The following is a 16,250-nucleotide window of genomic DNA, read 5'->3' as shown; positions in this document are numbered from 1 at the left end:
GCATGAACGCAGAGGAAGCCGTCCACCGTGCCCAGGAATGGCTGCGGACCTCGCCGGACGGGGACCTGACGGCGGGCGGTACGGCCGCGCTGCGGATCCGCGCGGAGCACGTCGTCCGCGCGACCGACGGCTGGACTGTCACGTACAACTCCGTCGGCTGGCTCGACGGGACCGATCCGGGCCGGGGCCTGTTCCCCGATCCGGTGGTGTTCGTGCCCGACGGCGGCGGCGAACCCACCCAGGACCAGGCGGTGGAGAGCCTGACCGAGTGGCTCGAGGTCGTCGACCCCGAGTTCGACCCGGCCGCGTTTCCCGAGCTGACGGTGCCGCGCGCCGCGGTGCTCGGCTGGGAGCAGCGCACGCTGCACGGCAAGCCGACCGGTGTGCACCGCGACAACGCGGAGTACCGGCCGGGGCCTCGGTTCGCGGGCTGTCCGGAATCGGCGGACGACGTCGGAAAACTGCTCGGCTACGTCAAGGCGGGCTGGCTCGACGAGACCCGGTTCGTCGCGATGCTGCTGGACCTCGACGTGCTGCTCGCGATCGACACGAGCGGGGCCGCGATCACCTCGGACCGGCGGTTCCTGGTCTACACGGCGCCGGAGGCGATGCCCGGGAACACGGCCGGGTGGCGCCGCATCCAGCCCAGGGTGCTGCTGCGGGACAAGCCGGGAATGGGCCTGCTGATCGACCAGGACGGCCGCTGGGCGATGTCGCTGCCCGCGAACGTCGTGGCCGGGGCCAGTGGACCCGCGCCGCACCCGGACCGGGAACGCGCGCCCGCCGACGAGGTCCCGGCCGAGCTGGCGGTGTCCTTTCCCCAGCTGGCCGCGGAATTCGGCGACGAAACGGTCACTAACCTGCGTGCACGACTCACCGAAGCCGGGCAGCGCGCCAGGAAGAACGGCTACGCGCTCAGCGTCGAAGAGTGCCTGACCTACGCCCGCGGTTACTGCTACCAGCGAACCGGGACGAGCCCGCCCGCCGACCTCTTCGCGAACGGACTGGTCACGCACCGGACGCCGGACGGCGACGCCGACCCCGTGCCGTGGACGCTCGGCAAGTTCGCGACGCAGGGCATCGCGGAGTGCGACATCGCCTGGCACCGGCTTCTCGGCGCGTACGTCGGCTTCGCGATCGGCGACGCGCTCGGCTCCGGCGCGTCGGGCGAGCTGCCGCTCGGCGGGCTGACGCGGCAGCTGTTGCTGCACACCGAGTCGCTGATCCGCGGCCTGCCGCCGGTCCCGGCGCCCGGCGGCATCCCGGCCGCCCTGCCCACGGTCGGACGGCCGGACAGCTGGCTGACCATGGCGACCGCGGACGCGGGCCCGGCGCCCGCCGAGTTCTCCACGCTCCTCGCGGCCGCGCTGCCCGCGGCGGTGAGCGGCGGCGTGCCCTCCGACGAGGTCGACAACGACGGCTACACCCGCGAGGTCGTCCGCGAAATGATCGGCGCGGTCGCCTCGGGCACCGAGGTCGGCCTGGCCACGGACGCGCTGGTGTGGCTGTTCCGCCAGGTGCTCCGCCCGGCCGACGGGCGGCGGCCCCTGTGGCACTTCCTGACCCGGCTGAGTGAACACGAGGACTTCGCGGCGGTCGGCGAGCTGGCCAAGTCCGTCGTCGCGCTGCGGCAAGACCGGAACGCCGACGGCAGTATCCAAGATGACGTCCGGTTCGACGGGATCGACGACGGCCGCACCCCGCTGTCGGTGCTCGGCCGCGCGCTGTTCGCCGCGACGAGGTGGGACCACGACCCCGAACGCGCGCTGACGCTGGCCACCCGCGCCGGGCCGATCGCGGGCGCGCTCGCCGGAGCCCTCCTCGGGGCGAGGCTCGGCGTTCCCGGCTTACCACCCGAGTGGGTGAAGTCGCTGACCCCGCTCGGCCTCCTGGACCAGGTCTCGAACGAGGCCTTCGGGTACTTCACCCGGGACGTGGCGCCCACGATCGAACCGCGGTCCCGGTTGCGTGGCAGCCTGCTGGCCGGGGCGATCGGCGACGCGCTGGGCGCGAAGACCGAGTTCGACTCGATCGACCGCATCCGCGAGCTCACCGGACCGGCCGGGATCACCGACTTCATCCCGGCCTACGGCGGCGTCGGCCGGATCACCGACGACACGCAGATGACGCTGCTCACCGTCGAAGCGCTGATCAGGGCCCACGCGCAGGCGAGGCGCGGCCTGCCAGCCGACCTCACCGAGTCGCTGCAGCTGGCCTATCAGCGCTGGCTCCACACCCAGGGCGTGCCATGGCCGAGGGCCCGCGGCCCGCAGGACACCACCGAAGAGCCCGACGGCTGGCTGATCTCCCACGGGCAGCTGTTCAGCCGCCGCGCGCCGGGGCTGACCTGCTTCAGCGAGCTGGAGGCCTACGGCAAGACGGGCGTGCGCGCGAGCGTCGACCGGCCGGTCAACAACTCCAAGGGCTGCGGCGGGGTGATGCGGGCCGCGCCGATCGCGCTGTGGTCCGACGACCTCGCGGAGGTGTTCACGGTCGGCGCGGCGAGCGCGGCGCTCACCCACGGCCACCCGAGCGGGTTCCTGTCCTCCGGCGCGTTCGCGGTGATCATGAACCAGCTGCTGCACGGGAAACCGCTGCTCGACGCGGTCGTGGCGGCACGGGCGGAGTTGGTCAAACATCCCGGGCACGAGGAGCAGACGGTCGCGCTGGAGCAGGCGCTGAAGCTCGCGCGGGACGGCCAGCCGACGCCGGAGAAGCTGGAGACGCTCGGCGAGGGGAACATCGGCGAGACGGCGTTGTCGATGGCGGTGTACGTCGCGCTGGCCACCACGGACGCGAACACCGCGCTGCTCGCGTCCGTCAACCACAGCGGCGACAGCGACTCCACCGGCTCGATGTGCGGCAACCTCGTCGGCGCGCTGTACGGCGAGGAGGCCCTGCGCCAGGACCTGCTGGAGCGGCTGGAACTGCGGGAGGTCATCGGGACACTCGCCGACGACGCGCTCGCCGAGTTCGGGCCGGACGCGCCCGTGCACGACGAGTGGTACCGGCGTTACCCGGCGCACTAGATTAGCCGGGCTTGGGGGAGAGGGGAGGGAACTGGTTTGCGTTACCGGGTAGAAGCCGCTGACCGGCCGGACGGGCTTTACGCCGCCTGGCACGAAAGTGTGTACAGCGCACAGCGGTCCACTGAGGACGGCACGTTGCTGCTCGTCGTGCTGGAGGGCGAAGAAACGCCCGAGGGGTTCGACCGCGAGTGGGAGGGCCGTCCCGCCAGGGTCGTGCCGGACGGCGAAGCGAGCACGACGTTCAGCCTGCAAACGCACTGCCGCTACGACGACGAGATCTACCAGGTCGCGCCGCACACCGGCGGGACCGAGCTGACCCTGCGCTGGACCGGCCAGGATCCGGCGCGGGCGGCCGAGCTGGGCCTGGTCGACTTCTCCACTTCGGTGTCACCCAAGCAGGTGACAGGGCTGTGGCAGGCACGCCACGACTTCGCCGAGGAGCCTGCCGAAGAGGACGCCGGGCCCGGCACGGGTGATCAGTCGGCGCTGCTGCGCGGGATAGGGCGCACCCTGCTCCGGGTGCTGCCCGCGGGCTGGCAGCGCGTCGGCGCCCAGTTCCGCCAGGTCGGCGACTACGCCGAGCTGGAGGTCCGCTCGGTCGGCGACGAGGGCAGCGGGTCGGTGTCCGTGTCGATCTCGGCTCCGCCGCAGCTCAGCGCCCTGTTCGTCCGCCTGCGCGCGGCGATGTGCCGACCGGGGACGGGCACCTGGTTCCAGGGCACGTTCACCCTCGACTCGGCGTCCCAGTTCGACTTCGACTTCGACGCGGAGAATGAGCCGAACTGGCGGCTGGCCCCCAACGAGGGCGGCCGCCCGTCGCCGCGGTCGTACGCCGCCGAACTGGCGACCTTCCCGCGCGACTCGAAGCACCTCCCGGCCTGGCTGGCCGCGAAGGCCGGGCTGCCGCTGGACGTCGAGTTCCGGCACGCGAAGGTCGTCGACGCGCACAACGAGGGCGAGCGGCCCGTCCTCACCCGCCCGCCGCTGGCGCCGGAGGCGGTCCGTGGCGTGCTCGACTACCTGTTCCGTTCACCCGTCGCGGTGACGCGGCCCGGACCGCAGCCGGACATCTTCACCCCCGGCGGCCCGGCCGACGTGCCGAACGCCTTCCACACCGACGGCAGCTGGATCTGGCCCGCCGCCGTGCCGCACTACCTGCGCAAATACGGGGTGCCGCCGGAGCCGGAGCTGGTCGAGCACATCCGCGCGAGCGGGTTCCGGCCGCCGTATGTGAGCGATCGGCTGCGCGCGACGGCCGAGGCGGAGATCCTCGGCAAGCCGCGCCCGGCGCGGTCCGAGAGCGACCTGCCCGACGAGGACGTGCTGTCTCGGATCGCCCGGGAGGGTGAACCCGCCAGGGACCTCCGGGCCGCCGACGCGCTGACCGTGCTGCACCAGCGGCTCGCCGAGCACGGCGTCGCGCCCACGGCGTACCGGATCGGCGCCCTGCCCGCGGACGGCGTCTGGACGTTGCGCAAGGCCGAGAACGGCTGGGAGGTATCCCGGCCGCCGACCGACGAGCCGGTGGCCTTCGAGCACCTGGAGGAGGCCGCGCGGTTTCTGCTCGGGACGCTGCTGCTCTATCCGGCCCGCGCGGCCGCCGGTGCGCCCGAAGAGACGGCACAGCCCGCCGACGCGCCGGTGGACTGGCCGATCCTGCCGCTGCGGGGCGAGCCGCCGCTGACGTTCTACCGCGGCAAGCGGATCGTCGTGCTGCCCGCGGGGAGCACGGTGCAGCGGTTCGGCCCCGAGACGGGCAACGTCGTGCACACGGCCTCCGCGCGGTTCGCCGAGACGTCACTGGCGTTCGAACGTGAACGCGACCGGCGGCTCTACCGCGTCCAGCGCCCGCTGCGGGTACTGACCGGGACCGCAGCGCCGTGGGGCGGTCAGCCCGGTGGCGCGACGGCCTACGTGCTGCCGCGGCCCATCGCCCAGCACGTCGAGAACGGCGCGCTGAGCCGAGTCTGAAGTCCGCTCAGCTGCTCGCGGTGATCAGGACGGCGGGGGACCACCAGTAGTCGGCGAGCAGCTCGACGCCGACCTCGGCGTATCCCGCTTCCTCGAGCTCGGCGACCCAGGCCGACGCGGGCTGCTCCCAGTTCGTCCGGCCCGCGGTGGCGTTCACGGCGTTGACAAGGCCGAGCAGCACCGGCAGCAGGAAACCCTGCGCGACCAGCGAAGCCTGCTCGCCGTACTCGGCGATCCCGCGCTCGTACCGGGTGACGAGCGAACGCAGGAACTCCGGCGAGCCCTCGGTGTACTCCGGGACGTCGAACTCGGCCAGCAGCAACGTCCCGGTGCGCGGCCGCAGCGTCCGCAGGACCTCGGCCCGGTCCGCGGGCGGGATCGACTGCAGCGCGAACGTCGACTGCGTCAGCGCCCACTCGCTGGCGGCGTCCATCATCAGGAAGTCCTGCGCGTCGTCGTCGAACGTGCTGACCTCGACGTCCAGCGCGTCGAGCCGCTCGCTCGCGGCGTCCAGCAGCGCGGTGGAGGGCTCGACGAGGTCGATCCTGGCGGGCACGTGGGTGGCCAGCTCCAGCGCGGGCACCACCGCGAGCCCGTCGCCGCAGCCGAGGTCGAGCAGGGACTCGGGCCGGGTGTCGTCGTAGCGCCTGGCCAGCTCCGCGCTGAGCCGCCGGTAGAGCTCGAGGTTCCCGCCGCCGCGGATGAACGCGGTGAACGCGGCGGGCTGGTCGTACACCGGTCCGCCGGTGTTCCCCGCCAGGTAGGTGGCCAGCTCGGTCCCGAGGCGGGAGTCCGCCTTCGCGGCGTGTCCGGCCGCGGCTTCGGTGTCCCCTTCGCGGTACGCGGTCAGCGCGTCGGTGAGGACGTCAGTTGTCGTCATGACCCCGATTGTTCAGAACGGCACCCACAACGTCACGCGGGTCCCCTTACCCGGGTTGGATTCCACCGTCGCCGTGCCGCCGACCTCCGAAAGCCGTGCGGTGATGGACTCGCTGATGCCGAATCCGGCGGGCCGCGCCTCGGGGCTGAAGCCGGTCCCGTGGTCGCGGGTGATCACCGCGATCCCGCCCGCACGCTCCTCGACGCGCACGACCACCTGATCCGTCCCGGCGTGCTTCATCGTGTTGCGCAGCGCCTCGCGCACGGCGTCGCGGATGGCGATCTGGCGGACCTCGGACAGCGTGTCGTCGTCGAGCTCGGAGATCACCAGCTGCGCGCGCAGGCCGTCCCTGGCCATCTCGGCGGCGAGGGTCGCCAGCTTCTCGCCCAGCGGCCGCGACCCCGTCTCGGCCCGATCCGAAGCCGCCGTCTCGATGAGCTGCCGCAACTCCATCGCCTGCGCCCTGGCCAGCCGCTGCACCTCGACGAGACGGTGGGCAGGATCGTGGTACCCGCCGAGCGAGATCACTTCCAGCGTCTGGAGCACGGTGTCGTGCAGCATGCGGTGCTGCTGGGCACGTTCGGCGAGCCGCCCGTTGCGGATGCCGTAGGCCAGCGCGAGCCGCGTGCCGAGGCCGACCAGCACCAGCGCCCCCGACGCGGTGAACAGCACGCCGAGCATGGTCGGGTAGACGCCGAGCGCCTGCGTGAACCCGACGTGGCCGTTGTTCACCAGGTCGGCCACCAGCCGCACCGGGAACGCGGCCACCGCGACCGCGACCGCCGCCGGGATGCCGAGCGCCAGCGTCAGCAGGGCGACCGTGCCGAGCAGGTACTTCCCTGGCACCGCCATCGCGTCGGCGAACACCGCCGACGGCACGGTCAGCGCGACCACCAGCTGGACCAGGACGGTGAACACCAGGTCGAGCGCGATCAGCTGGGCCGCCCGGTCGCTGCGGAACGGGGCCGAGCGCAGCAGCCAGAAGATGCCGTAGACGTTGAGCGCGACGGCCGCCAGCGCGACCAGGCCGGTCGGCAGCGCGCCGATGCCGTGATGCGTGGCGACGAAACCGGCGAAAGCGCCCGGCACGGACACGATCCGGTAAGCGAGCGGCACGAGCACGACGTAGCGAGCGGCCCGCAGTAACAGCCCGTCACGCTGGGTGGTGTCGACCGTGCCCGAGATCCGCGAGATCCGCCGCAGCGCGCGGACCGGCGTCGGGTCGCCGACCTCGTCGGACAGCTCACTGGTGGCCGTCGCGAGCGCGGGGGTGCCCCGCCGCAGCAAGGTCACCAGGAAGCTCGCGCTACCCGGCGACTTCGAACTCTCGGGCGCCTCGGTGGACATGGCTCTGCTCCCCGCCTAGATACCTGGTTCCACGCCCGGAGGGAGTATTCCGGCTATCGGCGCGCGGAACCAGGGACTTAGTGCGGTTTCTCGGCCTGGAGTCCTAACGTTCTTGTAATGGTTTAGGCCGGTGGGGTGAGTCCCTGCTCGACAGCCCACTGCTTGAGCTCGCCGACGGCGACCTCATTGCAGACGATCGCGACTCTGGGTAAGTAGACGTGGGCGTTGCGTGAACACCGATCAGCGAGGTTCGGTTGTCACCGAGGCGCTAACCTTGGCTACATGCTCACCAGGCTGGAAGTCCAAGGGTTCAAGAACCTGCTGGATGTTCGGGTCGATTTCGGGCCGTTCACCTGCATCGCGGGTGCGAACGGCATCGGCAAGTCGAACGTCTTCGACGCCATCGACTTCCTGTCCCACCTCGCTTCCGCCACTCTCATGGAGGCGGCGCAGAAGGTTCGAGGAGCAGCGGACGGACGCAGCGGTGATCCTCGGGACCTCTTCTGGGACGGCTACCGCGATCACGAACGTGTGATGAGCCTTGCGGTGGAGATGATCGTCCCAGCGACGGTGGAAGACGATCTGGGCTCGCCCGCAACGGCCACCACGTCGTTCCTTCGTTACGAGTTGAGCCTCGGCTATCTCCGGCGAGATGGCGAAGCCAGCATTGGGCGCTTGTCGTTGCTGTCGGAAAAACTCGTACACATCAACCGCGGCGACGCCGGGAGCCACCTCCGGTTCAAACACAGCGCGAAGAGGTTCCGGGACGCGGTTGTACTGGGCCAACGTCGCGGTGGGCCCTTTCTCTCGACCGATCAGCATGAAAGTGGGCTGGTCGTCAACGTGCACGGCGACGGCGGAAGCTACGGCAAACCACAGCCGAGAGCAGCGGCGCGGGCGGGGAGAACCGTCTTGAGCACGATCTCCACCAACGACCACCCGACGGTGCTCGCCGCTCGCAGAGAAATGGAGAGCTGGCGGCGGCTCGCACTCGAGCTCTCAGCACTCCGGACGCCTGACGGCTTCGCTGATCCTCGCTCGCTCGGCCCGGACGGACGCCATCTCGCGGCAACGCTTTTCCGAGTCGCGCAGGACGGTGTTTCGAACGGTGCCGCGCCGGATCCGGATGCCGTGTATGCCCGAGTTGCCGGACGACTTGCTGATCTAGGCGACCTCGGAGTCGAGAGCTTGAGCGTGGAACCAGATCAAGTACGTGAAGTACTCACCTTGTTCCTCCGTGAACGTGGCGGCATGCGGCTGCCTGCCCGCGCACTTTCAGAAGGCACGTTACGGTTCCTCGCTTTGTGCGTTCTACTGGAAGATCCGACCGTGACCGGTCTCATCTGCATGGAGGAGCCAGAAAACGGCATACATCCGGCCAATCTCGAAGCCATGCTCGATCTTGTCCGCGACCTCGCAGTCGATCCGAACGAAACCCCCGACGCGGACAATCCGTTCCGTCAGGTTATCGTCAATACGCACTCACCGTTCGTAGTTCAGATCTGCGATCGTGAGGACATCTTAGTAGCTGACAGCCGATTGCAGACTTCACCCGATGGCGCGACTACTCGCGCTTTGTCGCTGCTACCCATGGTCGGCACCTGGCGGGGGAAAAATTCCGAAATAACGGCCACCAACGCGGATCTAGTGGTGTATATCGCTTCACCCGCGGGGGTCCAGAACAAGCTGCCGTTGGATTTGGTCGGCTGATGACCAACGTTGTGAAGGGCTTGTTCGTCGCCGAAGGCACTTCGGACGAACCCTTGGCCAGGATCGTGGAGGAGCTGTTCCGGGCTCGCGGAATGGATCTCCGGCTGACCTCGCCACCCTTTGCCCAGCTGCCCAGAGTGCCCAAAGACGTCAAGTCTCGAGTCGCCGCCGGCGTCCGGCTGATGCAGCAACAGGTCGATTTGGTGGTAGTTCACCGCGATGCCGACAACGTCGGTAAGCGACAAAAGACGACGCGAGATCGCTGAAGCGGTCGCGCAAGCATCAGCCCAGGTTCTCTGCTGTCCGATCGTGCCGATCCGGATGACCGAAGCCTGGCTCTTACTCGACGAGTCGAGCATCAGGCAGGTCGCCGGCAACCCACGGGCACGACACCCCCTTCACCTGCCCAAGCTTCATGAGATTGAGAAGCTCGCCGACCCCAAAGACCTCCTGAAATGTGCCCTTTTAGCGGCTTCGGCCTCCACTGGCAGGCGCCGCGAACGCGAAGCCCAGCGCTTCAATCAGCAAAGACGACAGCTTTTGGAACGACTCGACCATGACGGTCCGATCGTCAAGTTGTCCAGCTGGCAACGACTCATCACGGACATCGAGGTCGCCGCGGCGAGCATCCTTCGGGGCTCTCACCGAGTGTCGGGTTAGGCCGGTGGGGTGAGTCCCTGCTCGACAGCCCACTGCTTGAGCTCGCCGACGGCGACGTCGTGCTCCAGCGGCCCGCGGTCGAGCCGCAGCTCCTTGAGGAACTTCCACGCCCGGCCGACGTCCGGCCCCGGCTTGAGCCCGAGCAGCTTCATGATCTCGTTGCCGTCGAGATCCGGCCGGACGCGCGCGAGGTCCTCCTGCTCGGCGATCAGGGCGATCCGGGACTCGAGATCGTCGTAGGTCGCCTGGAGCGCGGCCGCCTTGCGCTTGTTGCGTGTGGTGCAGTCCGCCCGGACGAGCTTGTGCAGCCGGGGCAGCAGGTCGCTGGCGTCGGTGACGTAGCGGCGGACGGCGGAATCGGTCCACTCGCCCTTGCCATAGCCGTGAAACCGCAGGTGGAGGAACACGAGCTGGGAGACGTCGTCGACGATCTGCTTCGAGAACTTGAGCGACCGCAAACGTTTGCGGACCATCTTCGCGCCGACCACCTCGTGGTGGTGGAAGCTCACGCCGCCGCCGGGCTGGAACTCCCGCGTCGCGGGCTTGCCGATGTCGTGCAGCAGCGCGGCCAGCCGCAGGATCAGATCCGGCCCCGACTGCGGCTCGTGGCTGGTCTCCAGGTCGATCGCCTGGGCGAGCACGGTCAGCGAGTGCTCGTAGACGTCCTTGTGCTGGTGGTGCTCATCGATCGCCAGCCGCATGCCGGGCACCTCGGGGAGCACCTGCTCGCCGAGCCCGGTGTCCACGAGCAGCTCGAGACCCGGCCGCGGGTCGGGCGCGAGCAGTAGCTTCGACAGCTCCGCCTGCACCCGCTCGGCGGTGATCCGCTGGATCTCCGGCGCCATCGACGTCATCGCCTCGACCACGCGCGGCGCGGCGACGAACCCGAGCTGCGCGGCGAACCGCGCGGCCCGCAGCATGCGCAACGGATCGTCGGCGAAGGACTCCTGCGGGGTCGCGGGCGTGTCGAGCACCTTGGCGCGCAGCGCGTGCAGCCCGTCGTGCGGGTCGATGAACGCCTTCGTCGACAGGTCGACCGCCATCGCGTTGACCGAGAAGTCACGCCGCAGCAAATCGCCTTCGATGCTCTCCCCGAAGGTGACCTCGGGGTTGCGGCCGACGCCGTCGTAGCTGTCCGCGCGGAACGTGGTGATCTCGAGCGTGAGGCCCTTCTTCGTGACACCGACCGTGCCGAAGGCGATCCCGACGTCCCAGATCGCGTCGCCCCAGTCGCTGACGATCTGCAGCACCCGGTCCGGCCGGGCGTCGGTGGTGAAGTCGAGGTCGTTCGAAGTCCGGCCGAGCAGCGCGTCACGGACGCTGCCGCCGACCAGGTACAGGCTGTGCCCAGCCTGGGCGAAACGGGCTGCGAGTTCCTCCGCCAGCGGGGACATGCGCATCAGTTCCGTCACCGCACTCTGCTGGGCCATCAGGTCGTTCACGGAAATCCCACCACGATGGAGGTGCACTTACTACGAACACCGATCAACACGGACACGGAGAGCCAGCGTACCCGTGCGGCCGTTTGCTCTAGCATCGCAGCATGTCTGGATCAGCCGGCCGCACCGGCGCGTCGAAGCCGGGTCGCCGGCGGAGGCGCCAGCGCGGGCGACGGCTGAACACCGTCGACGAGACCTCGGCCGGTGGCCTGGTGATGGACGCCGACCGGCAGAATGCGGCTCTGATCGGCAGGCTCGACCGGCACGGCAAACTGCTGTGGTCGCTGCCCAAGGGCCACATCGAGGACGGTGAAACGGTGGAACAGACGGCCATGCGCGAGGTGCGGGAGGAAACCGGCATCTCCGCGCGAGTGCTGCAGCCACTGGGCACCATCGACTACTGGTTCGTGGCCGAACGCCGCCGCGTCCACAAGACCGTGCACCACTTCCTGCTCGAAGCCACCGGCGGCGAACTGTCGGACGAGGACATCGAGGTCACCGAGGTGGCCTGGGTGCCGGTGACCGAGCTGGAGACCACGCTCGCCTACTCGGACGAACGCAGGCTCGTCCGCAAGGCCAAGGAACTCTTCGACCGAGAACAGCGCGCCGCCGAGGGAGCACCTGAGTGAAGCGGTTCGCCGCCGGAGTTCTAGCCATCCTGTTCCTGTGCGTGCCCGCCCTGTCTGGGGTGGCCGCGCAGGTGCAGGCCCAGCCCAACCCGCTCCAGCCCGCCCAGGAGCCGCCCCGGCTGCGGCTGGACCTCGACCAGGTGAACCCGCGCCTGATCGACTCGAACTCGACCACGCTGACCGTCTCCGGCAAGGTCACCAACATCGGCGACCGCCGGATCAGCAAGCTGCAGGTCCAGCTGCAGGTCGGGGAGCGGGAGGCCACCGAGCGCCAGTTCACCGACGCGCTGGCCGGCAACCCGTTCAACGACGTCTCCCGGTCCGGTTTCCAGCCGCTGTCCGACACCCTCGAGCCGGGGCAGAGCGCGCCGCTGCTCGTCACCGTCCCGGTCGTCGGCGGTGGCCTGCGCACGCTGCAGCTGACCAAGCCCGGGGTGTACCCGCTGCTCGTCAATGTCAACGGCACGCCGGAGTTCAGTGGACAGGCTCGGCTGGGCGCGGTCAGCATGCTGCTGCCGGTGCTCGGCGCGCCCGGCAAGCCGAAGCCGTCGTCCCCGCCGAAACCCGCCGGGCTGAGCCTGCTGTGGCCGTTCACCGACAGCGTGCCGCACGTCACCTCGGCCCCGTTCGGCGGCGCGATGACCATGGACGACGACCGGCTCGCCGACGCACTCAGCCAGGGCGGGCGGCTGTATTCGCTGCTCACCGCCGCCAGGACGGCTCAGGACGACTCCAGGCTGTCGACGGCGCTGTGCTTCGCGATCGACCCGGACCTGATCCAGACCGTCGACGCGATGACCCGCGGCTACCAGGTGCGCACCGGGAGCGGGCCGGTCCAGGGCAAGGGCGTCGGAGTCGCCAAGGACTGGCTGGCCGGGCTGAAGGCGCTCGTCGCCGGGCACTGCACGGTCACCATGCCGTTCGCCGACGCCGATCTGACGGCGCTGACCAAGGTCCGCGCCGGGGGCACCCCCGACACCGCGCTGGTCGGCGAGGCGCTCGGCGGCCCGGCCGTCATCCAGAAGCTGCTCGGCGTCCAGCCACGCGAAGGTGTCCTCTGGCCCGACGGCACGCTCGACGCCCAGGCACAGGCCGCGCTCGCCAAGGCGGGTGTGAAGACGGTGCTCACCGACTCCGGCAAGCTCCAGACCTCGTCACCGGTGACCGGCGCGGTCACCCTCGCCGACTCCGGCCTGCGGGCCCAGCCGATCGACTCGCTGATCTCCAGCGCGCTGTCCGGGACGACTGTCGCTTCTGCAGCCACTTCTACAACTACTTCTACAGCACTGCCGCAGATAGCCACCGAGAACGGCCTGGCCGCGCTCGCCTTCCGCGCCGGGCTGGGTGGGACGGCCACCCCGCAGCAACGCGGCCAGTTCCTGGTCGCCCCGCCCCGGCGGTGGGACATCCCTCAGGTCGAGCTCACCAACTTCGTGCAGCGGCTGCGCGACTACCTGGACGCCGGTCTGGTGACCGCGACCGGGCTGCCGCAGCTGCTGGACAAGGATCCGGCGGGCACCGCCTCGGCCAACGACAGCATCGGCGAGCTCACCGCCACCACCAGCGCGGACGTGCTCAACGCGATGTCCGCCATCGACAGGGACGCCGCCGGGCTCACCTCGGCGATGACCGTCGACGTCGGGACCAGGGTGCAGCCCGCCGACCTGATCGGCCCGGTCCGGACCGGGCTCCTGCGGGCCTCCTCCACGGCGTGGCGGGGCGTCGCCGGCGCGGACACGGCCACCGCGAACGCCCAGGCCGAGCTCGACGCCCTGCGCGGCCAGGTGACCATCGACCAGCCGAGACAGACCATCGCGCTGGCCTCGGGCGCGTCACCGCTGCCGGTGCACGTCACCAACGGGCTGCCGGTCGGGATCACCGTGCGGATCGCGCTGGGCAACAACGCCGGGCTGCGGCCGGAGACCGTGAGTGACAGGCCCTTCCCGGCCAACGGCGCGCTGAACCTGTACATCCCGGTCGAGGCCCTGCGTGCGGGCCGGTTCAGCGTCGACGTGTCGCTGAGCACCCCGGCGGGGACGAAACTGGGGTCGGCCACCCGATTCGAGCTGACCTCCACCGAGTACGGGGCCATCACGATCATCGTCACCGTGGTCGCGGGCGCCGCGCTGCTGCTGCTGTCCGCCCGCCGCATCTATCGCCGGGTGAAGGAAAGCAAGGCGAGCAAGCTCGCGAAGGAGACCGAGCACGCCGGGGTTTGAGTGTTTTCGGCCGTCGCCGATTACCCTGGGTCGACCGGTGTCCCAGCGGCGAAGCGCTGAGGCACTCCAGACCGAGCACTGAGGATTGGGCACGCGTTGAACAAAGAGCCGGGCTCATCACCCGAGCGTGCGGGTCGTCCTCGTCGTGAAGATAGCCCCCCGCCCAGGCGCTCTGACCGGGACGACGGGCCCCAGCGCCCGCCCCGCGCCGAGCGCCCGGACCAGGGAGAACGCCGCCAGCCACCGCCGCAGCCACCGCTTCCGCCGGTCCGCGGCGAGCGGCCGCGCCAGGCGCCGCCACCGGACGCGCGGCCCCAGCGGATCCCGTCCAGGGCAGAGCAGACCCGGCGGCTCGCGCCCGCCCCGCCACCGCCGGTGAACGGCCGCGGCGCGCCGGTCGTGCCTCCCCCCGGCGGGGGACCCGCGCCGACCAGGCGCCAGCCGTTGCCCGGCACCGGCCAGAAACCCGCCCGGAAACCGCCGCTGCCCCAACCCTCGCGGCCGCTGCCCCAGCAGCAGCCGCCGCGGCCCCCGGCCGGACCCCGGACCCCGCCGCCGGTGCGGCCGTGGGAAGACGCCCCCCGGCGCGAGCCGGACGCGACCCGCTTCATCCCGCGCACCCCCGGCGTACCGCTGGGCGCGCGCTGGCCAACGGCCGATCCTGACTCGCTGCGGCCGTACGACGCGCTCGCGACGCAGGTGATGCCCCGGATCACGGACGGGCCACTGGTCCGGCCGAGGCCGGGCTCGACAGCCGAACAAGCGGCTATCGCGAAAGCCCCTTCGCTGGCGAAGGCCAGCGGCCGGATGGCGATCGCGTCGCTGATCAGCCGCGTCACCGGGTTCCTCTGGAAGCTGCTGCTCGTCGCGGCGATCGGCGCGGGCGTGGCCAACGACTCGTTCAACGTCGCCAACACGCTGCCGAACATCATCTTCGAGCTGCTGATGGGCGGTGTGCTGGCCAGCCTGGTGGTACCGCTGCTCGTGCGGTCACAGGACGATCCCGACGGCGGCGAGGCCTACACCCAGCGGCTGATGACGGTCGCCATCACGCTGCTGGTCGTCGGCACGATCATCGCGGTGCTCGCCGCGCCGTGGTTCACCTCTCTCTACGTCGACTCGTCCGGCCGGGCGAGTCCCGAGCTGACCACCGCGTTCGCCTACCTGCTCCTGCCGCAGATCTTCTTCTACGGCGTGTTCGCGCTGCTCTCGGCGATCCTGAACGCCAAGCAGATCTTCGGGCCGACGGCGTGGGCGCCGGTGATCAACAACCTGGTCGTCATCTTCACCATCCTGGTGGTGTGGGTCATGCCGGGGGACATCCAGACGAACCCGGTGTCGATGGGCGACGTCAAGCTGCTGACGCTGGGCGTCGGCGTGACGGGCGGCATCGTGGCGCAGGCCGTGCTCCTGGTCCCGCCGCTGCTGCGCTCGGGGTTCAAGTTCAAGTGGCGCTGGGGCATCGACAAGCGGATGAAGGAGTTCGGCGGCCTGGCGCTGTGGACGGTCGGCTACGTCGCGGTCAGCCAGGTCGGCTACACGATCAACACCCGCGTCCTGACCAGCGGCACCCCCGGCGGGGTGACGGCGTACAGCAACGCCTGGCTGCTCTTTCAGCTCCCGTACGGGGTGATCGGCGTCTCACTGCTGACCGCGATCATGCCGCGGATGAGCCGGGCGGCCGCCGACGGCGACCACACCAAGCTGATCGGCGACCTGTCCTACGCCTCGCGGATCTCCACGGTGATGCTCGTGCCGATCTCCGCGGTGATGACGATCGTCGGCGGCTCGATCGGGATCGCGCTGTTCACCATCGGCAAGGGCTCGACCGACGCCGCCTCCCGACTGGGCGACGCGCTGGCCATCTCGGCGTTCGCCCTGCTGCCGTACGCACTGGTGATGCTCCAGATGCGCGTGTTCTACGCGATGAAGGACGCGCGGACCCCGGTGCTGATCATGATCGTGATGACCGTGGTCAAGGTTCCGCTGCTCTACCTGTGCCCGGTGCTGCTCGACCCGGACCACATCGTGCTGGGCGCGATGATGGTGAACGCGCTGACGTTCGTGGTCGGTGCGATGCTCGGTCAGGTCTGGCTGTGGGTCACTCTCGGTAACCTTCGGAGCAAACGGGTGCTCGGGGTGATCCTCTTCACGGTCGTGGCGAGCGTTCTCGGCGCCGGCGCGGCGTACCTCGTCGGGCTGATCGTCCCCGCGTCGTTCGGGCTGCGACTGCAGTCCTGGGTGAAGCTTTTCCTGCAAGGAGGGGTCGGCATCGTTGTTTCGTTCGGCGTGCTCATGGCGCTGAAGGTCGAGGAACTGAAGCCCGCCACGGCCAGGCTCAGCCGCTTGATCAAGCGCGGATAACG

General features: G+C 70.2%; 11 protein-coding genes. 8 read left to right on the top strand and 3 right to left on the bottom strand.

Translation table 11 applies throughout. The features are described 5' to 3' along the window. Window positions 1-2 precede the first annotated feature (2 nt). Window positions 3-3,029: an ADP-ribosylglycohydrolase family protein gene (locus tag QMK34_RS05010; protein WP_326412011.1), complete on the top strand. Its 3,027-nt coding sequence runs from the start codon at window positions 3-5 to the stop codon at window positions 3,027-3,029. Between the two features lie 36 nt (window positions 3,030-3,065). After that, window positions 3,066-5,000: a TNT domain-containing protein gene (locus QMK34_RS05005; protein ID WP_326412008.1), complete on the top strand. Its 1,935-nt coding sequence runs from the start codon at window positions 3,066-3,068 to the stop codon at window positions 4,998-5,000. 7 nt (window positions 5,001-5,007) lie between these two features. Here QMK34_RS05005 and QMK34_RS05000 read toward each other — a convergent pair whose 3' ends face one another. Together QMK34_RS05000 and QMK34_RS04995 are read right to left on the bottom strand one after the other, a co-directional pair. Next, the gene (locus QMK34_RS05000; protein ID WP_326412006.1) at window positions 5,008-5,880 is read right to left on the bottom strand and encodes a class I SAM-dependent methyltransferase; all 873 of its coding nucleotides are present in this window, start codon (window positions 5,878-5,880) and stop codon (window positions 5,008-5,010) included. A 12-nt stretch (window positions 5,881-5,892) separates the two neighbouring features. Further along, window positions 5,893-7,227 carry a sensor histidine kinase gene (locus tag QMK34_RS04995; protein WP_326412003.1) on the bottom strand — a complete coding sequence of 445 codons (1,335 nt, stop codon included), beginning with the start codon at window positions 7,225-7,227 and terminating at the stop codon, window positions 5,893-5,895. Between the two features lie 282 nt (window positions 7,228-7,509). Between QMK34_RS04995 and QMK34_RS04990 the strand changes: the two genes are divergently transcribed. From QMK34_RS04990 to QMK34_RS04980, 3 genes are read left to right on the top strand one after another with little or no spacing between them, the layout of a single operon-like run. Further along, the gene (locus QMK34_RS04990) at window positions 7,510-8,937 is read left to right on the top strand and encodes an AAA family ATPase (RefSeq protein WP_326412000.1); all 1,428 of its coding nucleotides are present in this window, start codon (window positions 7,510-7,512) and stop codon (window positions 8,935-8,937) included. Beyond that, window positions 8,937-9,203 carry a hypothetical protein gene (locus tag QMK34_RS04985; RefSeq protein ID WP_326411998.1) on the top strand — a complete coding sequence of 89 codons (267 nt, stop codon included), beginning with the start codon at window positions 8,937-8,939 and terminating at the stop codon, window positions 9,201-9,203. Before QMK34_RS04990 ends, QMK34_RS04985 begins: the two co-directional genes overlap by 1 nt. 43 nt (window positions 9,204-9,246) lie before the next feature. Continuing rightward, window positions 9,247-9,597: a hypothetical protein gene (locus QMK34_RS04980; RefSeq protein WP_326411996.1), complete on the top strand. Its 351-nt coding sequence runs from the start codon at window positions 9,247-9,249 to the stop codon at window positions 9,595-9,597. Here QMK34_RS04980 and QMK34_RS04975 read toward each other — a convergent pair. Further along, window positions 9,594-11,027: a CCA tRNA nucleotidyltransferase gene (locus QMK34_RS04975; RefSeq protein ID WP_442785102.1), complete on the bottom strand. Its 1,434-nt coding sequence runs from the start codon at window positions 11,025-11,027 to the stop codon at window positions 9,594-9,596. The genes QMK34_RS04980 and QMK34_RS04975 overlap by 4 nt on opposite strands. Before the next feature lie 113 nt (window positions 11,028-11,140). Between QMK34_RS04975 and QMK34_RS04970 the strand changes: the two genes are divergently transcribed. From QMK34_RS04970 to murJ, 3 genes are all read left to right on the top strand, one after another. After that, complete coding sequence (locus QMK34_RS04970) at window positions 11,141-11,665, top strand: NUDIX hydrolase (RefSeq protein ID WP_326411991.1); 525 nt, start codon at window positions 11,141-11,143, stop codon at window positions 11,663-11,665. Beyond that, a complete protein-coding gene (locus tag QMK34_RS04965) occupies window positions 11,662-13,884 on the top strand; it encodes a DUF6049 family protein (RefSeq protein WP_326411989.1) in 2,223 nt (740 codons plus the stop codon). Before QMK34_RS04970 ends, QMK34_RS04965 begins: the two co-directional genes overlap by 4 nt. A 558-nt stretch (window positions 13,885-14,442) precedes the next feature. Continuing rightward, window positions 14,443-16,248 (top strand): murein biosynthesis integral membrane protein MurJ, encoded by a 1,806-nt coding sequence (murJ, locus tag QMK34_RS04960; RefSeq protein WP_326412122.1) that lies wholly within the window; start codon window positions 14,443-14,445, stop codon window positions 16,246-16,248. Window positions 16,249-16,250 lie beyond the last annotated feature (2 nt).

Source organism: Amycolatopsis sp. H20-H5 (genome assembly GCF_035828755.1).
Lineage (GTDB): Bacteria > Actinomycetota > Actinomycetes > Mycobacteriales > Pseudonocardiaceae > Amycolatopsis.
Note: the sequence above shows the minus strand (reverse complement) of the source record. Positions and strands in the feature narration are given on the sequence as shown.